The sequence below is a fragment of the Shouchella patagoniensis genome (assembly GCF_002019705.1).
Lineage (GTDB): Bacteria > Bacillota > Bacilli > Bacillales > Bacillaceae_D > Shouchella > Shouchella patagoniensis.
In genome coordinates, this window is the sequence record NZ_KV917377.1 from 2,731,219 (window position 1) to 2,756,869 (window position 25,651).

Consider the following 25,651-nt stretch of genomic DNA (forward strand, 5'->3'; position numbering starts at 1 on the left):
ATCCACTTTAGGAAGCTTCTTCTACTCTTCTGATTGAATAAGCAAATCTAAAATTCGCTCCAAATCATCGTCAGAGAAATAATCAATTTCTATTTTACCTTTTTTCTTACCTGGTTTAATTAAAACGGATGTTCCTAATGAATCTCTTAATAGTTCTTGACGTTCTTTAATAATGGGTGGCAATTTTACTTTTACAGACTTTGTTTCACGTGGAACATGTTCATTTATTTGTTGAACGAGCTGTTCAACTTCACGTACACTCAACCTATCTTGCAATACTTTTTCCAGTACATTTGAAAGCTTTTGTTTATCCTGTAAGCCTAACAATGCTCTTCCATGACCCATGCTTAATTTACCAACAGAGATGAATTCTTGAACAACCTGAGGCAATTGTAATAAGCGCATATGGTTTGTAATATGTGGTCGACTCTTCCCTAATCGCTTCGCTAATTGTTCTTGCGTGCTCTTTGTATGGTTCATTAATTTCTCATACGCAATCGCTTCTTCAATCGGGTTTAAGTCTTCGCGTTGTAAGTTCTCTATCAACGCAACTTCCATCATTTTATTTTCATCAAGGTCTTGAACAATAACCGGAATTTCTTTTAATCCAGCTTGTTTTGCCGCTCGGACACGGCGCTCACCCATGACAATTTCAAATCCTTTTATTGCTTTACGAACAGTGATTGGTTGCAGAATTCCATGTTCTTTAATTGAAACAGTTAGTTCTGCCAGCGACTCTTCAGAGAAAGTTTTTCTTGGTTGGTATGGATTCGGACGCACTTCCGAAATAGAAAGTTGCACTATTTTCTCTTGCTGCTCTTCACCTTGATCCGGAAAAAAAGCCTCCAACCCTTTCCCTAAACCTTTTTTCCCTGCCGTTTTAGCCATTCGCCACCACTTCCTTCGCTAAGTCTATGTATACTTCTGCTCCACGCGACTTCGCATCATATACAATAATGGGTTTGCCATAGCTAGGTGCTTCACCTAAACGAATTGTTCTAGGGATGATTGTATCAAATACTTTATCTCGAAAATATTTCTTTACTTCTTCAATAACTTGAATACCAAGATTCGTACGAGCATCTAACATTGTCAACAGTACACCTTCAATTGCTAGCTCTGTGTTTAAATGTTTTTGTACTAACCGTACCGTATTAAGTAACTGACTTAGACCTTCTAAGGCATAATATTCACATTGTACTGGAATAACAACGGAATCTGAAGCGGTTAATGCGTTAATTGTTAATAGTCCTAATGATGGCGGACAATCAATAAAGATATAATCATATTTTTGTTTAAGTGGCGTTAGTGCTTTCTTTAAACGAACTTCTCTAGAAATCGTTGGCACAAGCTCGATTTCTGCACCTGATAATTGAATGGTTGCCGGAATAACATCTAACATTTCAATTTCAGTCGGGAAAATTACTTTTGAAGCATCTAAATCCTCAATTAAAACATCATATATACATTCATCTACGTCGCCTTTTTCGACCCCTACACCACTTGTTGCATTTCCTTGAGGATCAATATCCACTAATAAGACGCGTTTTCCTAAATGTGCTAAACAAGCAGCTAGGTTGACTGACGTTGTGGTCTTGCCTACGCCGCCCTTTTGGTTTGCGACAGCGATGATCTTTGACACATGGACACCTACTTTCCTGCAAAATGACAGAGCAAGTTTAGATCTCGGCCATTTTTCATCTACAGTACATTTAACCAGAAATCGCAAAACGAGCATTAAAAGAAAAGACTCTTTTCCTACATTCTATCATACATTTTTTATTTGCCTATTAAAAAAAAGACCTATCTTTTTGAGATAGATCATTTTTTAGGGATACGAATCGTAAATTGATAGAAATCGTCGTTATCTTCTTCATCCGTATCAACTTTTAAGCCACTTTTCATGACCATATCAACAGATTGGCGAATCGTATTCATTGCGATACGCATATCTTTTGGATAAGATTTCCGCGTTGCCTTTTTCTTCTTAGGCGTTTCATCTGATTCTTGGGGATGTAAATAGGCTTGTACAAGTTCTTCTGTTTGCTTAACATTTAATTGTTCATCTAGGATCGCTTGTAAGACCATCTCTTGTGCCTCTTTACTACCTTTTAATACGATTAGTGCTCGAGCGTGACGTTCCGAAATTTTTCTATTTAAAATGGCATTTTGAACGGAATCAGGCAAACTTAACAGTCTAAGCTTATTTGCAATTGTTGACTGCCCTTTTCCTAACCTTTGTGCAAGGCTTTCTTGTGTAAGCTGATGCAAGTCAATCAACTTCGCATACGCCGTGGCCTCTTCAATAGCAGTAAGCCCTTCACGTTGCAAGTTTTCAATTAATGCAATTGACGCTGTTTGTGAATCATTAAACTCTTTTACAATTGCTGGAATCGTTTCCCATTCAAGCGAAGTGACAGCCCGAAACCGTCGCTCTCCTGCGATGATTTCGTATTTTTCATCACGGATTCGAACAACAATTGGTTGAATGATCCCGTGCGTTCGTATTGTCTGAGCAAGCTCTGTAATACGATCCTCATCAAATAATGTTCTTGGTTGAAACCGATTAGGCACAATATCTCGAATCGGAATTTGTTGTACTTCTTCATTTCCATTCAGTTCAGCATCGTCGTTTTTATCATTAAAGCCAAATAGGCGTGAAAACGATTGCTTCATCGCCTCGGACACCACCTTTGTTAATAACCATGATTGATTGATTCGACATTCATCCACAGCATTCCTCTATCTATCTAAAAACGAATCAAATGTTCCACGTGAAACAATCACTACGCCAGTCAGCTGCTTGTTTCCATCCTATTCCCTTATCAACGCATGTAATGCCCTATTCAATTGGTTGTTTATTAGGCGTACCTGGTTTTCTTGGATACTTCTTAGGTGTTGCTTTCACTTTCCTAATTTGAACGATATGCCTGTCACTGTTTTCCTTTGGTAACTGGAATGCGTGATTAGCAACAATTTCCCCGCCTAAAACAGCAATTGCTTTATTTGCATCTTTTAGTTCTTCTGCTGTTCCTGCACCTTTTAATGCAAGAAAGTCCCCACCGTTTTTCACAAACGGCATACATAGTTCACTTAGTACAGACATCCGTGCAACAGCTCTTGCAATAACAATATCGTATTTTTCTCGATGATAGTTGTTTTTTCCAGCTATTTCAGCGCGATCATGATAAAAAGATACATTAGTAAGACCTAACTCTTCTGCCAAATACGTTAAAAAACCAATTCTCTTATTTAATGAATCAACAATAGATACATGTAAATCTGGATAAATAATTTTTAACGGCAAACTTGGAAAACCTGCTCCTGCACCAATATCGACGATTCGTTGATCTGAAAATGAATAATATAGACCGGGAGTAAACGAATCATAAAAATGTTTTAAGTAAACGTCATCCCTATTTGTAATAGCCGTTAAATTCATTTTCTCATTCCACTCAATGAGCAGTTCAAAGTACCGATTGAACTGCTCGTTTTGAATAGACGATAACGTAATTCCATTTTCTGACAGTAATGAGGAGAATAATTCCTGGCTCATTTGCTCCTCCTTAAGATGATGTTTTTGCAAGGCGACCTTGTTCTAAATACACAAGTAAAATGGATACATCTGCTGGATTTACACCAGATACACGCGAAGCTTGACCAACTGATAACGGTCGAACTAACTTTAACTTTTGACGCGCTTCTGTCGCGAGGCCTTGAATTGCCTCGTAATCCAAATCTTCCGGTATATGCTTCTGTTCCATTTTTTTAAGACGCTCTACTTGTTGCCATTGCTTTTCTATATACCCTTCGTACTTCACTTGGATTTCAACCTGTTCGCGCACGTCTGCATCCAGATCTGTGTCTGGAGCAGGTATGATTCCAAGTAACTCGTTGTACGTCATTTCAGGACGCTTCAATACTGAAGACGCCTTTAATGCTTCGGCCATTGGTTTAGAACCAAGTTTCGTAAGCAATTCATTCACTTCATCTGAAGGCTTAATAATTAATCCTTCAATCCGTTTCTTTTCAAGTTCAACCGCTTCTTGTTTCGCAACAAACCGATTGTAACGGTCTTCTGAAATCATGCCAAGGTCATACCCTTTTTTCGTAAGACGAAGATCCGCATTGTCGTGGCGTAAAATTAATCGAAATTCTGCACGAGAAGTGAGTAGTCGGTAAGGTTCATTTGTACCTTTTGTAACAAGATCATCAATTAATACGCCGATATATGCATCAGAACGATCAAGAATAACTCCTTCTTTTCCAAATGCTTTTTGCGCAGCATTAATTCCTGCCATAATTCCTTGTCCTGCTGCTTCTTCATAACCAGAAGTCCCATTAATTTGACCAGCGGTAAATAATCCAGAAATTTTCTTTGTTTCCAATGTTGGCCATAATTGTGTAGGAACAATTGCATCGTATTCGATTGCATAGCCAGGACGCATCATCCGCACTTCTTCAAGTCCAGGAATCGATTTAAGCATAGACAACTGCACATCTTCTGGTAAACTAGTCGACAATCCTTGTACGTAAACCTCAGTAGTATTTCTTCCTTCTGGCTCAAGAAAGATTTGATGACGAGGCTTGTCATTAAATCGTACAATCTTATCTTCAATCGATGGGCAGTACCTTGGTCCTGTTCCCTCTATCATACCGGAATACATAGGAGAACGTCCAAGATTTGCACTAATAATTTCGTGCGTTTCCGCACCAGTATACGTTAGCCAACAAGGAAGCTGGTCGGTTATATACTTTGTTGTTTCATAAGAGAATGCACGCGGTGTATCATCTCCAGGTTGGATCTCCGTTTTGGAATAGTCAATTGAACTTCCATTTACACGTGGAGGTGTCCCTGTTTTAAATCGAACTAAGTCAAATCCTAGTTCCTTTAGATGACCCGATAATTTAATTGAAGGTTGCATATTGTTTGGACCAGATTCATAGGAAAGTTCTCCTAAGATAATTTTTCCTCGTAAATATGTTCCTGTTGTCACGACGACAGAAGTCGCTCGGTACTCCGCCCCTGTGTTTGTAATAACGCCCCGACATTCACCTTCTTCAATGATTAACCGATCCACCATTCCTTGCCGTAAAAGCAAGTTTTCTTGTTCTTCGATTGTCTTTTTCATTTCATGCTGATAGCTGAATTTATCTGCTTGTGCACGCAAAGCACGCACAGCAGGTCCTTTTCCTGTATTCAACATCCGCATTTGAATATGGGTTTTATCAATATTACGTCCCATTTCTCCACCAAGTGCATCAATTTCTCGAACAACAATTCCTTTAGCTGGTCCCCCTACAGATGGATTACATGGCATAAATGCGACAGCATCCAAATTCAGAGTAAGCATAAGGGTATTAGCTCCCATTCGAGCAGCTGCAAGCCCTGCTTCTACTCCAGCATGACCAGCACCTATTACAATTACGTCAAACGATCCACCTTCATAACTCATCTAGCTTACGACTATCCACTCATTCAGGACAGTCTCCCTTCCTTCCTAAACACATTTAAGTGTTTTATTTACCTAAACAAAACTGTGAAAACAATTGATCAATTAAACTATCTTGAACATCTTCACCAATAATTTCACCTAACAACTCCCACGTTCTCGTTACGTCAATTTGAATTAAATCAACAGGTACATCCATCTCTGTTGCATGTATTGCATCTTCGGCAAATGTCTTCGCTTGGTTTAATAATCCGATATGACGGGCATTTGATACATACGTTAAATCGTTGCTTTCTACTCCACCTTCAAAAAACAACCCACTAATTGCTTCTTCAAGCTGATCCACGCCTTCTTCTTGAATTAACGATGTCGTTACTACTGGTCTATCTGCTGCTAACTCGTAAACGCGGTCCATATCAATTCGTTTCTCTTGATCGGTTTTATTAACAATAATGACGACATCCATTCCACTTACTGCTTCAAAAAGCGCTTTATCTTCTTTTGTAAGCTCTTCACTGTTATTCAACACAAGTAAAATTAAGTCAGCATCTTTTAAAGCCTTTCTGGAACGCTCTACACCGATCTTTTCGACAATATCCTCTGTTTCACGTATACCAGCTGTATCAACAAGCCTTAATGGAACACCTCGAACATTCACATATTCCTCTAATGTATCCCTCGTTGTTCCAGGAATATCAGTGACAATTGCTTTCGCCTCATGAACCAAACTGTTCATTAAAGAAGACTTACCCACGTTAGGTCGACCAATAATAGCTGTAGCTAACCCTTCTCGCAATACCTTTCCTTGCTTGGCTGTTACAAGTAGCGAATCAATTTCTGCAACAACAGGCATCATTTTTTCATAGATAAGCTTAGCAGTCATTGTTTCCGCATCGTATTCAGGATAATCAATATTCACTTCGATCGCCGCAACCGTTTCTAAAACTTCTTGCCGAAGCTTCTCAATTTTTGTTGAAAGACGTCCTTCAACTTGACGCATCGCCACATTCATCGCTCTATCGGTCTTAGAGCGAATAAGATCCATCACACCTTCGGCTTGAGACAAATCAATTCGTCCGTTTAAAAAGGCACGCTTCGTAAATTCTCCCGGCTCAGCCAATCGAGCTCCGTGTTTCAACACAGCTTGTAGTACACGATTTACTGAAACCAATCCACCATGGCAATTGATTTCTACTACATCTTCACGTGTGTATGTTCTAGGTGCACGCATAACAGTAACCATCGTTTCTTCAATTACGTCTTCACCTTCAGTAAGATGACCATAAACAATCGTATGGCTCTCTGCAGCCTCTAACGATTTTGCTCCGCGAAATAATTTATCACCAATTGTAATTGCTTGATCTCCGCTCAGCCGGACAATTCCAATCGCACCTTCTCCAAGTGCCGTCGATATTGCTGCAATCGTATCCATTCTCTCTTCACCCCCATAAAAAAACAAATAGCTTCAACTTATAAGAATAGCACAGCCAATCAGGAAAAGCTATCGCCTGAAATGCTTCTCTCCTTGCCAAATTTTCCTTTTCTCATAAAGAAAAGGAAGCGCACGCGCTCCCTTTTGTCTTTAGCTTGGATCAACGACAACATGACGTTTTTGTCCGGCACCTTTTGATTCAGTTTTAACACCTTTTTCGTTAGCAAGCGCCGTATGGATCACTTTACGTTCTCTCGCAGGCATCGGTTCTAATACAACTGACTCCTGTGATTGCTGTGCCTTTTTGCTCACACGAACGGCTAATTCTCTTAACGTCTCTTCACGCTTTTTTCGATATCCACCAGCATCAAGGTGTATTCGTGCGAAATCAACTGTCCCAGCTTGGACAACAGCTAAATTAGCGAGGTATTCAAGTGAATCGAGCGTCTGCCCTTTTTTTCCGATCAACCGTCCTTGATCCGTTTCATTTACACTCAAAAGGTTATACTTTAGGTCTTTCCCTTTTTTCTGTTCATCTAACTCAACTTCAATACCCATTAAAGATATTGTTTCTTTTAGGAAAGTACTGGCAACCATAGCAGAATTGGGCTTAACTCGAACTTCAATGACTGCTGGTTTTACACCAAATATACCTAGGAATCCTTTGTTTGGCTGTTCCACTACATCATAGACTAACTGTTCCCGCTCGACATTTAAATCATTCATTGCCTTTGCAACAGCTTCTTCGATCGTTCGGCCTTTTACCATATGAGTTGCCATCTGCTTTCCCCTTCCTTATTTCCGCTTTTTCTTCTTGCCTTTTTTCTTCTTATTATTGGTCTTTTTTAATTTACCCTTTTGTCCACCTTGATTAACCGTAAGTGAGGACTCTAGACCTCTTTTACCTGCATTTGGACCTGTAATAAAGTAAGTTTGGGTAATCATGAAAATATTCCCGACAACCCAGTACAAAATAACAGCCGCTGGAAGAAATGCGCCAATAACTAAAATCATAATTGGCATCATATATAACAAAATCTTCATCTGTGGATTGTTTTGTACCATCATCATCTTTTGCTGAAAATACGTTAAAATACAGGCCAATACCGGTAAGATGAAGAATGGATCAGCTACGTTTAACTCAAACCATAAAAACCGTTCACCCTCAAAATTAGGTGTTCTCATGATGGCATGATAAATCGCCAAGAAAATTGGCATTTGGATAAGTATCGGCAAACATCCCGCAAAAGGATTCACTTTATGTTCTGCAAACATCTTTTGCATTTCTTCATTAAGTTTCACTCTTGTATTTTGATCTTTTGCGCTATATGTTTCTCTTAGTTTTTGCATCTCTGGTTGCAATTGCTGCATTGCTTTTGTGCTTTTTGTTTGCTTAATCATTAATGGCATTAATAACGCTCGGAATAAAATCGTCACAACAATAATCGCCACACCATAACTACTTACCCAACCAGCGATGATAATAATGAGCTGTGATAACGGATACACAAAAAAGGAATTCCAAATACCCGAACTCTCTGCAGTAACTGGCTCATTAATACTAAAACAACCGGATAAGAACAGCAGCGTACTCGCCATAATTACGAGCCAACCTATTCTTTTCAATTCTCGTACATCCTCTCCAGCAGTCAGCTTTCTTTCTTTTTATGGGGACGCGAAAGCACTTTAGACTTACGCATAACATGTTCTAAACTACTTCGAACTTCTTTTAAGGATAGATCACGCGCAGGATTCCTAGCAATAACAACATAATCACAGCCATGTTGGAGCTGGTCCTGTAAATCATGAAACACTACTCGGACCAAACGTTTGATTCGATTTCGACAGACAGCGTTTCCCACCCGTTTTGATACAGATAAGCCAAGGCGCAATTCCGCTTGTCCCTCTTTTGGCAATATATAAAGAACAAACTGCCTATTAGCCATCGAAGTTCCTTTTTTAAAAACAGCTGAAAATTCTTCGTTCTTTTTTATACGTTGTTCTTTTTTCATCATGCACACGACCTCTCGCCCGCAATGGTTTTTATACCAGAAAAAGACCACTGGTGTCAGTGGTCTATGCAGACAATACTTTTCTTCCTTTTTGACGACGGCGCGCAAGGACTTTACGGCCGTTTTTCGTAGCCATTCGAGCACGGAAGCCGTGATTCTTTTTGCGTTTACGGTTATTTGGTTGGAACGTTGGACCCATGTATTCCACCTCCTTCGAGGATTGTATCTCTATCAGACACTCTAAAAAATTATATAGATAAAAAGCATACTCTGTCAAGTAGCTATTTTAATTTACGATCTCCTGCCTCTTTTCTCTCTTTTTCGTCAAATGTGGATTAATTTCGAGCTCTTTTTCACTTGTCTACAAGTTATCGACAACGATTTACACATATCTAGTGTTGTGGACAACACCAAGATACTAGATGCTGCGTTTTGTGGATAAGTATATTAAACCATTGCGACTCAAGGTTATTTTTGCTATGATTAAGTTGTTTTCCTTCGTGGACACTGATTTTATCAAAAAACCTGTCCACAGCCTGTGGGTAAGGTTGTGGACAGGTTTTTTATTTCTGTTTCTTTATTTATCCACAACATACTGGATATGTTGATCATACCGTTTTTCTACTATATTATTTTTTACTCACATTATAATGGGGTATGCATATTTATTCCACTTTAATTTTTACGTTATACAAAGGTTGTACAGTAATGATACGTCGCAAAAGGAGGGGCTTTCTTGGAAAATATTCATGACTTATGGAGCAAAGTGCTTGAAGAAATGAAGAAAAAAGTAAGTAAACCAAGTTATGAAACTTGGTTAAAAGCAACTAAAGCAAATACATTGCAGAATGACGTCATTGTTGTTACCGCACCGAATGAATTTGCCAGGGATTGGCTAGAAGATCATTATTCAGGCTTAACATCTGACATTATGGAACAATTAACTGGAGCTCGTTTAGCACCAAAGTTTGTTATTCCACAGCATGAACAGGAAGACGAAACACCACCAGAACAACCAGCCCCGTCTCCTGCGGAAGCCGATTTGTCCGGTCAATCAACTACATCTAGAACAATGCTTAACGATAAATATACATTTAACACGTTTGTTATCGGTTCAGGAAACCGTTTCGCCCATGCCGCTTCACTTGCAGTTGCTGAAGCTCCAGCCCGTGCTTACAATCCATTGTTTATCTATGGAGGCGTGGGTCTTGGAAAAACGCATTTAATGCACGCTATTGGTCATTATGTTATGGAACACAATCCAAATGCCAAAGTTGTTTATTTGTCTTCAGAGAAATTTACAAATGAATTCATTAACGCAATTCGCGACAATAAAGCGGTTCATTTTCGCAATAAATACCGCAATGTAGATGTACTGTTGATTGATGATATTCAATTTATAGCTGGAAAGATCCAAACACAGGAAGAGTTTTTCCATACATTTAATGCGCTACATGAAGAATCAAAGCAAATTGTCATATCTAGTGATCGACCTCCAAAAGAGATACCTACACTTGAAGATCGATTACGTTCCAGGTTTGAATGGGGACTAATAACAGATATTACACCACCTGATTTAGAAACTAGGATTGCGATTTTACGCAAAAAAGCAAAAGCAGAGAACTTAGATATTCCAAATGAAGTAATGCTTTATATCGCTAATCAAATTGATACAAATATTCGCGAGCTTGAAGGCGCGCTTATTCGTGTCGTAGCGTACTCAAGTTTAATTAATCAAGATATGAACGCCGATCTTGCAGCGGAAGCACTTAAAGATATTATTCCTAATGCACTTCCTAAGACGTTGACGATTACAGATATTCAAAAACTTGTCGGCGAACACTATCAAGTAAAAATGGAAGACTTTAAAGCAAAAAAACGAACAAAATCTGTTGCTTTTCCACGTCAGATTGCTATGTACCTATCCCGTGAATTAACGGATGCTTCACTTCCTAAGATTGGAAGCGAATTTGGTGGGCGTGACCATACCACTGTGATTCATGCCCATGAAAAAATCTCCAAATTGCTTATAACAGATCAAGAGTTGCAACAAAAAGTCCAAGCAATCACAGAACAATTGCGTCAGTAATTGTGAACATGTGCATAAAGTAGACAAGCCTATCCACATATTACCCACATGTGAATAGGCTGTCTCTTTACGCTTTTTCCTTGTTTATCCACAAATACACAAGCCCTATTACTATTACTACGACTTTAAAACATTAGTAAAAGATATATGAAAAGGAGTTTCTTATTATGCATGTTATTATTGACCGAAACCGAATGGTACACGATGTCCAACACGTAGCTAAAGCCGTATCACCGAGAACAACAATTCCAATTCTTACTGGTATAAAACTTGTTGTTTCTGCAAATGGATTAACACTTACAGGTAGTGATTCTGATTTGTCGATTGAATCGTTTATTCCTACTGTGGAAAACGAGAAAGAACTCGTACAAATAGAACAAGAAGGCAGTATTGTTCTCCAATCAAAATATTTTTCTGAAATTGTTAAGAAACTTCCTGGAGATACAATTGAAATTCAAGTTCATGACCAATTTGCAGCAACAATTCGTTCTGGATCGTCTGTGTTTACGTTAAACGGGTTAGATCCTGATGAATATCCACGTTTACCGCAGCTAAAAGAAGATTTGATTTTTAGTATTCCACAAGACATGTTGCGTAACGTAATTCGCCAAACGGTGTTTGCAGTGTCCACCCAGGAAACACGTCCAGTGTTGACAGGTGTAAACATCGAGACGGAAGAAGGTGGGTTAATCTGTTCTGCAACAGATAGTCACCGATTAGCAATGCGAAAAGCAAAGATTGAGTTTCAAAACGATCAGTTACATTTTCAAAATGTCGTGATACCAGGAAAAAGTTTGCAAGAACTAAGCAAAATTTTAGAGGATACAAGTGATTTAGCAGAAATCGTTGTAACAGAAAACCAGATTTTATTTAAGTTAGGGAACCTATTATTCTTTTCCCGGTTACTTGAAGGGAAATATCCAGTTATCTCTAGCATGATCCCTACTCAATCAAAAACGAGTTTTGTTCTTAAAACAAAGCACTTGTTGCAAACACTAGAACGAGCATTGTTGCTTTCTAGAGAAGCGAAAAACAATGTGATCAACTTAAAAACACTCGGCGAAAATCAAATTGAGATTACATCCACTTCACAAGAGGTTGGAAAAGTAACTGAACAAATGGAAACAGAGAAATTTGAGGGCGAAGAGATGCGAATCTCATTCAACGGAAAAAATATCATTGATGCATTAAAAGTTGTTGATAGTGATGAAATCCGCATTGCATTCACAGGCGCAATGAGCCCATTTGTTATTCGGCCAATTGATTCGGACCATTACTTGCACTTATTCTCTCCAGTGCGCACATATTAAAAAGCTATGTGAAAAATAGGTTGGCTAGAACGAAATCGTTTAGTACAATAGAGAAAGAGAAACTAATAGAGAACGATAAATCGATACAGCTAACTATTTCTAAGGCAGCATTCTCTGACAGATATGCTGTCTTCCCTTCGTCTAGCAGATTGTGAGGTACGGTTTGGAACAGATAAGAATTGAAACGGAATATATTACACTTGGGCAGCTGTTAAAAGAAGTAGGTGCTATTGACACTGGTGGGATGGCTAAGTGGTATTTAAGTGAGCACACGGTTCTTGTGAACGCGGAGAATGAAAACCGACGTGGCAAAAAGCTACGAGTTGGCGATGTAATTGATTTGGAAGATGGGCGAACATTTATGATTGCCACCAAGGACTAACCAACTATGCTCATTCATACACTTGCGCTTACTTCATATCGAAATTATGAAGAAACAACGGTTTCTTTCGGACCTAAAGTCAATGTATTTGTTGGTGAGAATGCCCAAGGAAAAACAAACTTGTTGGAAGCCATCTATGTTGTTGCTTTAGCGAAATCACATCGCACACCAAAAGATAAAGAGCTGATCGGATTTGATCGGCCTTTTGCGCGCATTCATACGAAAGGGCAGGTCCGAACAGGCGAAATCGAACTTGACCTTATTTTGTCTGGTAAAGGGAAAAAAGGGAAGATCAATGGATTGGAACAACGGCGTTTAAGTGATTATGTAGGAACGTTAAACGTGGTGATGTTTGCTCCAGAGGATCTTGACTTGGTGAAGGGCAGTCCCCAAGTACGGAGGCGTTTTATTGATATGGAGCTAGGACAAATAAGTCCTGTTTATTTGCATGAACTATCTCTTTACGGAAAGATTTTGAAACAACGTAATGTGCTATTAAAGGACATGCAACAAAAACGTTCAAGCGAATTTACGATGCTCGATGTGCTGACAGATCAATTAATTGAGAAAGCTGCATTTATTGTGAAAAAGCGTGCTGAATTCATTGTGCAACTTGAAAAATGGGCAATTCCGATCCATGAGTCGATTAGTCGTGGGAAAGAATTGCTGAAACTTCGCTACATCCCATCGTTTGAGGTATCAGACATGGGAAATATGACGAAAATAAAGGAAGACCTCGAACATGTGTATAAACAGAAAAAGGAAAATGAAGTTCGGAGGGGAACAACTCTTTTTGGACCCCATCGCGATGACATCGCTTTTTCTGTTAATGGATTAGATGTACAAACCTACGGCTCCCAAGGCCAACAAAGGACAACCGCATTGTCACTAAAACTGGCAGAAATTGATTTAATTTATGCTGAAATTGGGGAATATCCAATTTTACTTTTAGATGATGTGCTATCAGAATTAGATGATTATAGGCAATCTCATTTATTAGAGACGATCCAGAGCCGTGTCCAAACGTTTGTGACAACGACTTCGATTGGTGGCCTGCATCAAAACGTATTGCGAGAAGCTCGTGTATTTACGGTTGTCCACGGCGCGGTTGAGCGAATGGAGTAAGAGTATGTATCTTCATATTGGCGGAGATGTCATATTGCCAGCAAAAAAGGTGATTGGCATTTTTCCATACGCAGAAAAAGAACTTTCCAAGCAAACGAAGGTTTTTTTAAAAGAGCGGGAGCAAGATGGTTCCTGCATAAAAATTGTAGACGATGATTCGGTTAAAAGTATTATCGTGACGGATGCATCTACTTATTATTCCCCTGTATCTTCACAAACATTGTTTAGGCGATCCAATACGGATGCGCTGGAAAAGCTGCATGGAGATGTAGAAGACTAAATGGAGCCAAGCAAGCTACATGATTCCTGATGAGAAGGTGAAGAATGTTGGAAAATGAGCAAAATCAAGCATACGATGAAAGCCAAATACAAGTATTAGAAGGCCTTGAAGCCGTTAGAAAACGACCTGGGATGTACATTGGGTCGACGAGCCAAAAAGGATTGCATCACTTAGTTTGGGAGATTGTCGACAACAGCATTGATGAAGCGATGGCAGGATATTGCGATACGATTAGTGTTACAATTGAAGAAGATAACTCCATCACAGTGGAAGATAATGGACGTGGTATTCCCGTAGGTATTCAAGAAAAAATGGGTCGTCCGGCAGTTGAAGTTATTATGACTGTTTTACACGCAGGCGGTAAGTTCGGCGGAGGAGGCTACAAAGTTTCCGGTGGGCTTCATGGTGTTGGTGCATCTGTAGTAAACGCATTATCTACTTATTTGGAAGTAAATGTCCATCTTGATGGAAAAATCCACAAACAGATTTATAGCCGTGGCGTTCCACAAGCTGATTTAGAAGTAGTTGGCGAAACAGATAAAACAGGGACAATTATTTCTTTCCGCCCAGACGGTGATATTTTTAAAGAAACGCTCGAATTTGATTACGATACGCTTGCTGGTAGAGTACGCGAATTGGCCTTTTTAAACAAAGGGTTAACAATCAAGATGATCGATAAACGACCAGAAGGTAAGCAGGCTACGTATTTTTATGAGGGGGGGATTTCTTCCTTCGTTAAGCATTTAAACCGGACAAAAGAAGCACTTCATGAAGATCCAATCCATGTTGAGGCCGAAAAAGAAGGTTTAACAGTTGAGGTAGCTGTCCAATACAATGATGGTTATACGAGCAGTATTTACTCATTTGCTAATAATATTAATACCCATGAAGGTGGTACGCATGAATCCGGATTTAAAACCGGTTTAACGCGTGTTATTAATGATTATGCTCGTAAGAATAGCCTATTTAAAGAAAATGACCCTAATTTAAGTGGTGAAGATGTTCGTGAAGGCTTAACAGCAATTATTTCTGTTAAGATCCCAGAACCACAATTTGAAGGCCAAACAAAAACAAAGCTTGGTAACAGTGAAGCACGTACAATCACCGATTCACTTTTCTCTGAAAGCTTTGCGCGATTTTTGGCAGAAAATCCAACCGTCGGTCGGAAGATTGTAGATAAAGGATTGATGGCTTCAAGAGCGCGCGAAGCTGCCAAAAAAGCGCGCGAGTTAACACGACGGAAAAGTGCGCTTGAAGTAAGCTCTTTACCAGGTAAATTAACGGATTGCTCGTCAAAAGATGCATCGATTAGTGAGTTGTTTATTGTTGAGGGTGATTCTGCCGGTGGTTCAGCAAAGGGAGGAAGAGACCCTCATATTCAAGCCATTCTGCCGCTACGAGGAAAGATTCTTAACGTAGAAAAAGCAAGACTTGATAAAATTCTTGCGAATAACGAGATTCGGATGATTATCACTGCAATCGGTACTGGTATTGGAGAAGAGTTTGATATTGCAAAAGCGCGTTACCATAAGATTGTTATTATGACTGATGCCGATGTTGATGGAGCTCATATCCGTACACTTATTCTTACCTTTTTCTATCGCTATATGCGCGAGTTGATCGAAAATGGTTATGTGTATATTGCCCAACCACCGCTTTACAAAATTGAGCAAGGTAAAAACAAAGTGTCGTATGTTTATTCTGATCGTGAATTAGAAGCGCATATGCAAACAGTTGAAGACCGTTCAAAAGTAGGGGTGCAACGTTACAAAGGACTTGGTGAAATGAATGCGACACAGCTTTGGGATACAACAATGGATCCAGAGGTGCGCAATATGTTGCAAGTAACGCTTGCGGATGCAATTAAAGCAGATGAGATTTTTGAAGTGTTAATGGGCGATCGTGTTGAGCCAAGACGCGACTTTATTCAAGAGAATGCACATTACGTGAAAAACTTGGACATTTAAGAGAAGAGCCGGTTTTCTAATGCCGGCTTACCGTGGAGGTTTACGCAATGGCGGAAGAAGAAGTGTCAAGATTAAGAGAGAGACAAATTGATGAAGAGATGAAAGAATCATTCATGGATTATGCCATGAGTGTTATTGTCAGCCGTGCCCTGCCAGATGTGAGGGATGGGATGAAGCCTGTCCATCGCCGTATTTTATATGCGATGTTTGAACTTGGTATGACGCCTGATAAGCCGTATAAAAAATCGGCCCGTATTGTTGGTGAAGTTCTCGGGAAATACCATCCACATGGTGACTCATCTGTTTACGATACTATGGTCAGGATGGCGCAAGATTTCAGTTACCGCTATATGCTTGTAAACGGTCACGGAAATTTCGGGTCAATTGATGGGGATTCAGCAGCGGCAATGCGTTATACTGAATCAAAAATGTCAAAGATTTCAATGGAGCTTGTCCGTGATTTAAATAAAGACACGGTTGATTTTGCTGAAAACTATGATGGCACGGAACGTGAACCTGTTGTTTTACCTGCTCGTTTTCCAAATTTACTTGTGAACGGTACATCTGGGATCGCTGTTGGGATGGCAACAAATATTCCCCCGCATCAACTCGGTGAAGTTATTGATGGAGTCCTTGCTTTATCGGAAGATCCAGAGATTAGCATCCCAGAATTAATGGAACATATTCCGGGTCCAGATTTTCCGACCGGTGGCGAGATCCTTGGTCGTTCGGGTATACGAAAAGCTTATACAACCGGACGCGGTTCAATTATGGTTCGCGCGAAAACAAATATCGAAGAGAAAAAAGGCAAGCAATCAATTATTGTGACAGAGCTTCCATATCAAGTGAACAAAGCTCGTTTGATTGAGAAGATCGCTGAACTTGTTCGTGATAAAAAGATTGAAGGTATTTCGGAACTTCGAGATTCATCTGACCGGAATGGAATGCGTATCGTTATTGACTTGAGAAGAGATGCGAATGCAAACGTCATTTTAAACAACTTATATAAGCAAACTGCTTTGCAGACAAGCTTTGGGATTAATACGCTTGCGCTTGTAAAAGGGCGACCGGAAGTACTTAACCTTAAGCAAGTCCTTGAACACTACTTAAGTCACCAAGTTGAAGTAATCCGGAGACGGACACAATTTGATCTAAATAAAGCGGAAGCACGTGCTCATATTTTAGAAGGTTTGCGTATTGCTTTGGATCATATTGATGAGATTATTGCCTTAATCCGTGCATCTGATACAGCGGAGATTGCTCGTAATGGCTTAATTGAACGTTTTGAATTGAGCTATGAACAAGCACAGGCTATTCTTGACATGCGTTTACAACGATTAACAGGACTTGAGCGAGATAAACTTGAGCAGGAATATCAAGAGATAATGGCACGAATTGCAGAGCTGAAAGCGATTCTTGCTAGTGAAGAGCGTGTGCTTGAAGTCATCCGTGAAGAGTTGCTCGTTGTGAAAGAGAAGTTTAACGACGAACGCCGTACGGTTATCTCAATGAGTGAAGAACATCTTGAAGACGAGGATTTAATTCCGCGTCAAAACATCGTTATTACGATTACCCATAATGGCTATGTTAAACGCCTTCCAATTTCTACTTATCGAGCACAACGTCGTGGAGGTAAAGGGATCCAAGGTATGGGTACGAATGATGATGATTTTGTGCAACACTTGTTCACAACGAATACGCACCACACTGTGCTATTCTTTACGAACAAAGGAAAAGTCTATCGTCTAAAAGGTTATGAAATCCCTGAACTAGGGCGTACGGCTAAAGGAATTCCAGCAATCAATTTGTTACAAATTGATCCAGGTGAAACAATTAGTACGGTTATTCCAATTGAAGAATTTGATGAAAACTACTATTTATTCTTCTTAACTGAACATGGTATTGCTAAACGAACAAAGTTGTCTGCGTTCGCGAATATCCGCAAAGGTGGTCTTTTCGCAATTAACTTGCGAGATGATGATTCCCTCCACGGTGTACGTCTAACTGATGGAGAACGAGAAATTATCATTGGTACAAAGCAAGGTATGGCGATTCGTTTCCCTGAAAGTGATGTTCGCTTAATGGGACGTACAGCTGGCGGTGTAAAAGGGATCAGGCTGTCTGGAGATGACGGTGTCGTTGGTATGGATGTTATCACAGAAGACCAAAAAGTCCTTGTGGTTACTGAAAAAGGGTACGGTAAACGAACCGAGCTTGACGAATATCGTATCCAAAGCCGTGGCGGTAAAGGGATTAAAACTTGTAATATTACTGATAAGAACGGTCCGCTTGTTTCTCTCAAAATGGTAGCTGAAGAAGATGACATTATGATTGTGACAGCGAATGGCGTAATTATTCGAACAACAGTTGAAGGAATTTCAACAACTGGACGAAATACGCAAGGAGTCACGTTGATTCGTGTTCGAGAAGGTGAAGAGGTAGCTACAGTCGCTCGTGTGAATATCAATGATGACGAAGTTGATGAACTGGAAGACGAAGACATTGTTGAAGGCGAAGCAACTGAGGTAACTGAAACATCTGAAGAACAGAAAGAAGATAAAAACGAAGAACAAGAATAAAAAGCGACTAACATCGGTTATTTACTCTAATCGTAGACGTAAGGCCCTTGAGATTTTATCTCGAGGGCCTTTTTCTCGATTTTGCTTGTACGTGGGCCTCTCCAAGTCAAGAAGTCGAGGATGAGCTCCTGTGCTATGCTGTGAGGCTCATCTGTTGTCCGTGGAGAGTGAAGTGTCTATCAAGAGCAAGGGCAAAGAGGATTGTTGTAAAAATGGTGTATCACATTACCGGATACTCTGGCGTGTAACGAGGATGGGCATAAAATGGAGGACGTAGTCCAATTTTTGAAACAGGCCAAGAATAATGCATATAAGACATTTGTTCCTTTTCATTTGATTTGTTCACTACTAACAATGTAACAGTTGGATAGAAAGTAAAAATCATTTTAGTTCCCTCCTTACTTATTAGTATACGTACGAATAAGTGAATTGGAGATTGTCTCCTTCGATTAGACATGCACATAGGTATTTGCCTAATCATAAAGTGTGTATGTAACTGGAACGGAGGAGATTATGGTGGACAATCAAAATCATAAAGAACAGAGCCGTAAACAGGAAGAACAATTAAAAGAGGTTCAAAAGATTCAGGAATGGTTTGAACAGCATAAGCAAACAAATCCATATCCACTTTACCCGTCCTACGGGAAAATAACGCGTTATGAGGATCTTAATTTAACAGGACCAGAACAACGGCAGTTAAGACAACCAGGGGTAGAAGGGTTGATGGTTCCAAAACCAATTATTGAAAATCCGAAATATACAGGGAGCGGCAAATTAATAGATAAAGTAGCTATCGTAACTGGAGGAGATAGCGGTATAGGGGCAGCCACTGCTATTGCATTCGCAAAAGAGGGGGCAAATGTAGTTGTCAGCTATTTAGATGAGCATGACGATGCGAATAGAACTAAAAGAAGAATTGAGGAACTAGGTCAGAGTTGTGTGCTCATACCAGGAGATGTAAGCAAAAAAGAACAGAATGAAGAATTGGTAAAGCAAACCTTACGTATATTTGGCAAAATTGATGTACTTGTTAATAACGTTGGAATTCAGTTCCCACAACAAAATATTATGGATATTACTGACGAACAGTTTGACGAGACATTTAAAGTGAATATCTACTCTCATTTTTATTTAACACGTGCAGCTTTGCCCCATTTAAAAGTGGGTAGTTCGATTATTGGAACAACATCGGTGGTAACGTATGTCGGAGAACCACAGCTTGTCGACTATACGGCTACAAAGGGAGCGATCGTTGGTTGGACACGTGCGTTAGCTAAACAAATCGGTAATAAGGGCATACGCGTTAATGCGGTAGCTCCAGGAAAGATTTGGACACCGTTAATTCCAGCTAGTTTTGCTGCCGATGATAATGCATTACCAGAAGATAATGTGTTTGGCAGAGTGGGGCAGCCGTTTGAGTTAGCACCTACTTATGTTTATTTAGCATCGGATGATTCAAGATATGTGACTGGGCAAGTGCTCCATGTTGATGGAGGACAATCAACAAATTCTTGATATGAATAGATAGCTGCTGGCCAGTTATCTATTTTTATTTAATAGAGAAAGTGTATAAGAGAAGAAGTAGGTTAAAATGAATCTGGTTTCTGTATTACATGACTCTTTAAAGTTAAGAAAAGGTATCAATATAGTAGAATCAGTTATTAGAATCATTAATTCATAAAATCTATTTCATGGTTTATGAGTTTTGTTATGTAGGGTTTGAAACTGAAACAGGCGAAAAACGTTGATAGATAAAGGATTAATGGTGAAAGATATATAACTAGCAATAGCGAAGTGATGATGAAAATAAATCTTTTTTTAAAAAACCTTATATTATTTTTGAAAAGTAGTTGACGATATTTTGTAGAGATGGTATATTAATTGAGTCGCCAAGAGAGAACGGCGCAAACGAGTTCTTTGAAAACTGAACAAAAGCCAAGCGTAATAAAGAGATACAAGGTATCTCGTCAATGAAAGTCGTTGAATTGGTATTCAACGCGCTAGCAACATTTTGAGCAAGTCAAACACTTTAACGGAGAGTTTGATCCTGGCTCAGGACGAACGCTGGCGGCATGCCTAATACATGCAAGTCGAGCGGACGGAAGGGAGCTTGCTCCCGGAAGTCAGCGGCGGACGGGTGAGTAACACGTGGGCAACCTGCCCCTTAGACTGGGATAACTTCGGGAAACCGAAGCTAATACCGGATAACACTTTTTCCCTCCTGGGAGAAAGTTAAAAGATGGCCTTTGTGCTATCACTAGGGGATGGGCCCGCGGCGCATTAGCTAGTTGGTAAGGTAATGGCTTACCAAGGCGACGATGCGTAGCCGACCTGAGAGGGTGATCGGCCACACTGGGACTGAGACACGGCCCAGACTCCTACGGGAGGCAGCAGTAGGGAATCTTCCGCAATGGACGAAAGTCTGACGGAGCAATGCCGCGTGAGTGAGGAAGGCCTTCGGGTCGTAAAGCTCTGTTGTGAGGGAAGAACAAGTATCGGTTGAATAAGCCGGTACCTTGACGGTACCTCACCAGAAAGCCACGGCTAACTACGTGCCAGCAGCCGCGGTAATACGTAGGTGGCAAGCGTTGTCCGGAATTATTGGGCGTAAAGCGCGCGCAGGCGGCTTCTTAAGTCTGATGTGAAATCTCGGGGCTCAACCCCGAGCGGCCATTGGAAACTGGGAAGCTTGAGTGCAGAAGAGGAGAGTGGAATTCCACGTGTAGCGGTGAAATGCGTAGATATGTGGAGGAACACCAGTGGCGAAGGCGACTCTCTGGTCTGTAACTGACGCTGAGGCGCGAAAGCGTGGGGAGCAAACAGGATTAGATACCCTGGTAGTCCACGCCGTAAACGATGAGTGCTAGGTGTTAGGGGTTTCGATGCCCGTAGTGCCGAAGTAAACACATTAAGCACTCCGCCTGGGGAGTACGACCGCAAGGTTGAAACTCAAAGGAATTGACGGGGACCCGCACAAGCAGTGGAGCATGTGGTTTAATTCGAAGCAACGCGAAGAACCTTACCAGGTCTTGACATCCTTTGACCACTCTGGAGACAGAGCTTCCCCTTCGGGGGCAAAGTGACAGGTGGTGCATGGTTGTCGTCAGCTCGTGTCGTGAGATGTTGGGTTAAGTCCCGCAACGAGCGCAACCCTTGATCTTAGTTGCCAGCATTTAGTTGGGCACTCTAAGGTGACTGCCGGTGACAAACCGGAGGAAGGTGGGGACGACGTCAAATCATCATGCCCCTTATGACCTGGGCTACACACGTGCTACAATGGATGGTACAAAGGGTTGCGAAGCCGCGAGGTGAAGCCAATCCCATAAAGCCATTCTCAGTTCGGATTGTAGGCTGCAACTCGCCTACATGAAGCCGGAATTGCTAGTAATCGCGGATCAGCATGCCGCGGTGAATACGTTCCCGGGTCTTGTACACACCGCCCGTCACACCACGAGAGTTTGTAACACCCGAAGTCGGTGAGGTAACCTTTTGGAGCCAGCCGCCTAAGGTGGGACAAATGATTGGGGTGAAGTCGTAACAAGGTAGCCGTATCGGAAGGTGCGGCTGGATCACCTCCTTTCTATGGAGTATATTACTCTAGTCGACGAACAACTTCGGTTGTTTGGCGCTTTGGATCTTTTGTTCAGTTTTGAATGAACTCAATTCATTCAATTTCATATTTGACAAAGAGAAGCAAGAAGATCGAGGATGGGAAATGTTCGATTGAAGAAGCGTACTTGCGTACGTGACTGATTGAGAATCATGAACCAGACAAAGAGATTCGCTGCTTATCTATTGTTAAAATAGCCCGTTAAAGGCATGGAACCACGCTAAGAACGCCACGTCTTGTGGCAACGCCTGGTACCGACCTCCTGTGGGCAGGTTCTTTGAAAACTAAATCAAGAAACAACTCAAATAAGTTTTGTTCATCGGTTTTAAACTGTTTGAACGAGACGTCAAGAATTCTTGAGCAACCTTTATTGCTTAAACATGGTCGAGCGTATCGCACGCAGACACCATTTAGGATAAGTTAGAAAGGGCGCACGGTGGATGCCTTGGCACTAGGAGCCGACGAAGGACGCGACGAACAGCGATATGCTTCGGGGAGCTGTAAGTAAGCTTTGATCCGGAGATTTCCGAATGGGGGAACCCACCATCCGTAATGGGATGGTACTTGTATCTGAACACATAGGATGCATAGAGGCAGACCCGGGGAACTGAAACATCTAAGTACCCGGAGGAAGAGAAAGCAAATGCGATTTCCTAAGTAGCGGCGAGCGAAACGGAATCAGCCCAAACCAAGAGGCTTGCCTCTTGGGGTTGTAGGACACTCTATACGGAGTTACAAAGAAACGGAGTAGGTGAACTGTCTGGAAAGACAGGCCGAAGAAGGTAACAGCCCTGTAGCTGAAACTTCGTTTCCTCCAGAGTGGATCCTGAGTACGGCGGGACACGTGAAACCCCGTCGGAATCCGGGAGGACCATCTCCCAAGGCTAAATACTCCCTAGTGACCGATAGTGAACCAGTACCGTGAGGGAAAGGTGAAAAGCACCCCGGAAGGGGAGTGAAATAGATCCTGAAACCGTGTGCCTACAACTAGTCAGAGCCCGTTAATGGGTGATGGCGTGCCTTTTGTAGAATGAACCGGCGAGTTACGGTATCGTGCAAGGTTAAGCTGATAAGGCGGAGCCGCAGCGAAAGCGAGTCTGAATAGGGCGAGTGAGTACGATGCCGTAGACCCGAAACCGGGTGATCTACCCATGTCCAGGGTGAAGGTCGGGTAACACCGACTGGAGGCCCGAACCCACGCATGTTGAAAAATGCGGGGATGAGGTGTGGGTAGGGGTGAAATGCCAATCGAACTCGGAAATAGCTGGTTCTCCCCGAAATAGCTTTAGGGCTAGCCTCGAGTGATGAGTTTTGGAGGTAGAGCACTGATTGGACGAGGGGTCCCCACAGGATTACCGAATTCAGTCAAACTCCGAATGCCAAAAACTTTAACTCGGGAGTCAGACTGCGAGTGCTAAGATCCGTAGTCAAGAGGGAAACAGCCCAGACCATCAGCTAAGGTCCCAAAGTATACGTTAAGTGGAAAAGGATGTGGAGTTGCCCAGACAACCAGGATGTTGGCTTAGAAGCAGCCATCATTGAAAGAGTGCGTAATAGCTCACTGGTCGAGTGACTCTGCGCCGAAAATGTACCGGGGCTAAACGTATCACCGAAGCTATGGCAATTCCTTATGGAATTGGGTAGGGGAGCGTTCCAAGGACAGCGAAGCTAGATCGTGAGGACTAGTGGAGTGCTTGGAAGTGAGAATGCCGGTATGAGTAGCGAAAAGAGGGGTGAGAATCCCCTCCGTCGAAAGCCCAAGGTTTCCTGAGGAAGGCTCGTCCGCTCAGGGTCAGTCGGGACCTAAGCCGAGGCCGAAAGGCGTAGGCGATGGACAACAGGTTGATATTCCTGTACCACCCAGTATTTGTTTGAACGATGGGGGGACGCAGAAAGGTAGGGTGAGCGCGCCGCTGGCTGTGCGCGTCGAAGCATGCAAGGCTGGAACATAGGCAAATCCGTGTTCCGTTCGGCTGAGCTGTGACCGTGAAGGACCTTCGGGTCCGAAATCCCTGATCCTCCGCTGCCAAGAAAAGCCTCTAGTTAGAATACAGGTGCCCGTACCGCAAACCGACACAGGTAGGCGAGAAGAGAATTCTAAGACGCTCGGGAGAACTCTCGTTAAGGAACTCGGCAAAATGACCCCGTAACTTCGGGAGAAGGGGTGCTCTATTAAGGTGAATAGCCTGAGAGAGCCGCAGTGAATAGATCCAAGCGACTGTTTAGCAAAAACACAGGTCTCTGCCAAGCCGCAAGGCGAAGTATAGGGGCTGACACCTGCCCGGTGCTGGAAGGTTAAGAGGAGGGGTTATCCCGCAAGGGAGAAGCTCTGAATTGAAGCCCCAGTAAACGGCGGCCGTAACTATAACGGTCCTAAGGTAGCGAAATTCCTTGTCGGGTAAGTTCCGACCCGCACGAATGGTGCAACGACTTGGATACTGTCTCAACGAGAGACCCGGTGAAATTATAGTACCTGTGAAGATGCAGGTTACCCGCGACAGGACGGAAAGACCCCATGGAGCTTTACTGTAGCTTGATAGTGAGTGTTGGTACCATTTGTACAGGATAGGTAGGAGCCTTGGAAACCGGAGCGCTAGCTTCGGTGGAGGCGTTGGTGGGATACTACCCTGATGGTGCTGACATTCTAACCTCGACCCGTGATCCGGGTCAGGGACATTGTCAGGTGGGCAGTTTGACTGGGGCGGTCGCCTCCTAAACAGTAACGGAGGCGCCCAAAGGTTCCCTCAGAATGGTTGGAAATCATTCGTAGAGTGCAAAGGCATAAGGGAGCTTGACTGCGAGACCTACAAGTCGAGCAGGGACGAAAGTCGGGCTTAGTGATCCGGCGGTGCCGTATGGAAGGGCCGTCGCTCAACGGATAAAAGCTACCCTGGGGATAACAGGCTTATCTCCCCCAAGAGTCCACATCGACGGGGAGGTTTGGCACCTCGATGTCGGCTCGTCGCATCCTGGGGCTGAAGTAGGTCCCAAGGGTTGGGCTGTTCGCCCATTAAAGCGGCACGCGAGCTGGGTTCAGAACGTCGTGAGACAGTTCGGTCCCTATCCGTCGCGGGCGTAGGAAATTTGAGAGGAGCTGTCCTTAGTACGAGAGGACCGGGATGGACATACCGCTGGTGTACCAGTTGTTCCGCCAGGAGCATCGCTGGGTAGCTACGTATGGACGGGATAAGTGCTGAAAGCATCTAAGCATGAAGCCCCCCTCAAGATGAGATTTCCCATGGCGTAAGCCAGTAAGACCCCTTAGAGATGATGAGGTTGATAGGTCAGGAGTGGAAGTGTGGCGACACATGGAGCGGACTGATACTAATCGGTCGAGGGCTTATCCTAATTAATTCTTGAATTTGAGTGTGTTTCGGATTTAGTTTTGAAAGAATCAATGATTCTTTTTATA

19 protein-coding genes and 2 rRNA genes are annotated in these 25,651 nt (G+C 42.0%); 10 read left to right on the forward strand and 11 right to left on the reverse strand.

What is annotated here, in order from left to right; genetic code table 11:
- Positions 1-21: 21 nt before the first annotated feature.
- The 10 genes from BK584_RS14400 to rpmH form a co-directional block, all read right to left on the reverse strand.
- Complete coding sequence (locus tag BK584_RS14400) at positions 22-888, reverse strand: ParB/RepB/Spo0J family partition protein (protein ID WP_078393252.1); 867 nt, start codon at positions 886-888, stop codon at positions 22-24.
- Positions 881-1,642: a ParA family protein gene (locus tag BK584_RS14405; protein WP_054703482.1), complete on the reverse strand. Its 762-nt coding sequence runs from the start codon at positions 1,640-1,642 to the stop codon at positions 881-883. The genes BK584_RS14400 and BK584_RS14405 overlap by 8 nt, the downstream gene beginning before the upstream one ends.
- A 179-nt stretch (positions 1,643-1,821) precedes the next feature.
- Positions 1,822-2,676 carry a nucleoid occlusion protein gene (gene noc / locus BK584_RS14410; RefSeq protein ID WP_078393253.1) on the reverse strand — a complete coding sequence of 285 codons (855 nt, stop codon included), beginning with the start codon at positions 2,674-2,676 and terminating at the stop codon, positions 1,822-1,824.
- Positions 2,677-2,842: 166 nt separating this feature from the next.
- Positions 2,843-3,556: a 16S rRNA (guanine(527)-N(7))-methyltransferase RsmG gene (gene rsmG / locus BK584_RS14415; RefSeq protein WP_078393254.1), complete on the reverse strand. Its 714-nt coding sequence runs from the start codon at positions 3,554-3,556 to the stop codon at positions 2,843-2,845.
- 10 nt (positions 3,557-3,566) lie between these two features.
- Positions 3,567-5,456, reverse strand: coding sequence for a tRNA uridine-5-carboxymethylaminomethyl(34) synthesis enzyme MnmG (gene mnmG / locus BK584_RS14420; RefSeq protein WP_078393255.1), 1,890 nt, complete (start codon positions 5,454-5,456; stop codon positions 3,567-3,569).
- Positions 5,457-5,520: 64 nt separating this feature from the next.
- On the reverse strand, positions 5,521-6,885 hold the full coding sequence (gene mnmE / locus BK584_RS14425) for a tRNA uridine-5-carboxymethylaminomethyl(34) synthesis GTPase MnmE (protein ID WP_078393256.1): 1,365 nt from the start codon (positions 6,883-6,885) through the stop codon (positions 5,521-5,523).
- Between the two features lie 150 nt (positions 6,886-7,035).
- Entirely contained in the window at positions 7,036-7,665 is a 630-nt protein-coding gene (gene jag / locus BK584_RS14430) for an RNA-binding cell elongation regulator Jag/EloR (RefSeq protein ID WP_078393257.1), read from the reverse strand.
- 15 nt (positions 7,666-7,680) lie between these two features.
- Complete coding sequence (gene yidC, locus BK584_RS14435) at positions 7,681-8,484, reverse strand: membrane protein insertase YidC (RefSeq protein ID WP_078395639.1); 804 nt, start codon at positions 8,482-8,484, stop codon at positions 7,681-7,683.
- 50 nt (positions 8,485-8,534) lie between these two features.
- A complete protein-coding gene (gene rnpA / locus BK584_RS14440; protein ID WP_078395641.1) occupies positions 8,535-8,897 on the reverse strand; it encodes a ribonuclease P protein component in 363 nt (120 codons plus the stop codon).
- A gap of 64 nt (positions 8,898-8,961) precedes the next feature.
- On the reverse strand, positions 8,962-9,096 hold the full coding sequence (gene rpmH / locus BK584_RS14445) for a 50S ribosomal protein L34 (protein WP_035419413.1): 135 nt from the start codon (positions 9,094-9,096) through the stop codon (positions 8,962-8,964).
- Positions 9,097-9,633: 537 nt separating this feature from the next.
- On the opposite strand from rpmH, the gene dnaA reads away from it, so the two are divergent.
- From dnaA to gyrA, 7 genes are all read left to right on the forward strand, one after another.
- The gene (gene dnaA / locus BK584_RS14450; protein WP_078393258.1) at positions 9,634-10,986 is read left to right on the forward strand and encodes a chromosomal replication initiator protein DnaA; all 1,353 of its coding nucleotides are present in this window, start codon (positions 9,634-9,636) and stop codon (positions 10,984-10,986) included.
- Between the two features lie 167 nt (positions 10,987-11,153).
- Positions 11,154-12,296: a DNA polymerase III subunit beta gene (gene dnaN, locus BK584_RS14455; RefSeq protein ID WP_078393259.1), complete on the forward strand. Its 1,143-nt coding sequence runs from the start codon at positions 11,154-11,156 to the stop codon at positions 12,294-12,296.
- Positions 12,297-12,459: 163 nt separating this feature from the next.
- A complete protein-coding gene (yaaA, locus tag BK584_RS14460; protein ID WP_078393260.1) occupies positions 12,460-12,678 on the forward strand; it encodes a S4 domain-containing protein YaaA in 219 nt (72 codons plus the stop codon).
- Between the two features lie 6 nt (positions 12,679-12,684).
- Entirely contained in the window at positions 12,685-13,803 is a 1,119-nt protein-coding gene (gene recF, locus BK584_RS14465; RefSeq protein WP_078393261.1) for a DNA replication/repair protein RecF, read from the forward strand.
- Positions 13,804-13,807: 4 nt separating this feature from the next.
- Positions 13,808-14,083, forward strand: coding sequence for an extracellular matrix regulator RemB (gene remB / locus BK584_RS14470; RefSeq protein WP_078393262.1), 276 nt, complete (start codon positions 13,808-13,810; stop codon positions 14,081-14,083).
- 47 nt (positions 14,084-14,130) lie between these two features.
- Positions 14,131-16,050 (forward strand): DNA topoisomerase (ATP-hydrolyzing) subunit B, encoded by a 1,920-nt coding sequence (gene gyrB, locus BK584_RS14475; protein WP_078395643.1) that lies wholly within the window; start codon positions 14,131-14,133, stop codon positions 16,048-16,050.
- Between the two features lie 47 nt (positions 16,051-16,097).
- The gene (gene gyrA / locus BK584_RS14480) at positions 16,098-18,629 is read left to right on the forward strand and encodes a DNA gyrase subunit A (RefSeq protein ID WP_078393263.1); all 2,532 of its coding nucleotides are present in this window, start codon (positions 16,098-16,100) and stop codon (positions 18,627-18,629) included.
- 220 nt (positions 18,630-18,849) lie between these two features.
- Here gyrA and BK584_RS24685 read toward each other — a convergent pair whose 3' ends face one another.
- Positions 18,850-19,014 carry a hypothetical protein gene (locus BK584_RS24685; protein WP_169871282.1) on the reverse strand — a complete coding sequence of 55 codons (165 nt, stop codon included), beginning with the start codon at positions 19,012-19,014 and terminating at the stop codon, positions 18,850-18,852.
- Positions 19,015-19,211: 197 nt separating this feature from the next.
- Here BK584_RS24685 and BK584_RS14485 point away from each other — a divergent pair, with 197 nt between their 5' ends.
- The 3 genes from BK584_RS14485 to BK584_RS14495 all read left to right on the forward strand — a co-directional run bounded on the left by BK584_RS14485 (position 19,212) and on the right by BK584_RS14495 (position 25,587).
- Positions 19,212-20,144, forward strand: coding sequence for an SDR family oxidoreductase (locus BK584_RS14485; RefSeq protein WP_437182772.1), 933 nt, complete (start codon positions 19,212-19,214; stop codon positions 20,142-20,144).
- A gap of 514 nt (positions 20,145-20,658) precedes the next feature.
- Positions 20,659-22,209, forward strand: a 16S ribosomal RNA gene (locus BK584_RS14490).
- 443 nt (positions 22,210-22,652) lie between these two features.
- A 23S ribosomal RNA gene (locus tag BK584_RS14495) occupies positions 22,653-25,587 on the forward strand.
- The 16S and 23S rRNA genes sit together here, the layout of an rRNA operon.
- Positions 25,588-25,651: the final 64 nt, after the last annotated feature.

Coding starts and splice junctions, on each gene's coding strand:
- BK584_RS14400 (WP_078393252.1), bottom strand. CDS start 888: ATGGCTAAAACGGCAGGGAAAAAAGGTTTAGGGAAAGGGTTGGAGGCT.
- noc (WP_078393253.1), bottom strand. CDS start 2,676: ATGAAGCAATCGTTTTCACGCCTATTTGGCTTTAATGATAAAAACGAC.
- rsmG (WP_078393254.1), bottom strand. CDS start 3,556: ATGAGCCAGGAATTATTCTCCTCATTACTGTCAGAAAATGGAATTACG.
- mnmG (WP_078393255.1), bottom strand. CDS start 5,456: ATGAGTTATGAAGGTGGATCGTTTGACGTAATTGTAATAGGTGCTGGT.
- mnmE (WP_078393256.1), bottom strand. CDS start 6,885: ATGGATACGATTGCAGCAATATCGACGGCACTTGGAGAAGGTGCGATT.
- jag (WP_078393257.1), bottom strand. CDS start 7,665: ATGGCAACTCATATGGTAAAAGGCCGAACGATCGAAGAAGCTGTTGCA.
- yidC (WP_078395639.1), bottom strand. CDS start 8,484: ATGGCGAGTACGCTGCTGTTCTTATCCGGTTGTTTTAGTATTAATGAG.
- rnpA (WP_078395641.1), bottom strand. CDS start 8,897: ATGAAAAAAGAACAACGTATAAAAAAGAACGAAGAATTTTCAGCTGTT.
- rpmH (WP_035419413.1), bottom strand. CDS start 9,096: ATGGGTCCAACGTTCCAACCAAATAACCGTAAACGCAAAAAGAATCAC.
- dnaN (WP_078393259.1), top strand. CDS start 11,154: ATGCATGTTATTATTGACCGAAACCGAATGGTACACGATGTCCAACAC.
- recF (WP_078393261.1), top strand. CDS start 12,685: ATGCTCATTCATACACTTGCGCTTACTTCATATCGAAATTATGAAGAA.
- remB (WP_078393262.1), top strand. CDS start 13,808: ATGTATCTTCATATTGGCGGAGATGTCATATTGCCAGCAAAAAAGGTG.
- gyrA (WP_078393263.1), top strand. CDS start 16,098: ATGGCGGAAGAAGAAGTGTCAAGATTAAGAGAGAGACAAATTGATGAA.
- BK584_RS24685 (WP_169871282.1), bottom strand. CDS start 19,014: ATGATTTTTACTTTCTATCCAACTGTTACATTGTTAGTAGTGAACAAA.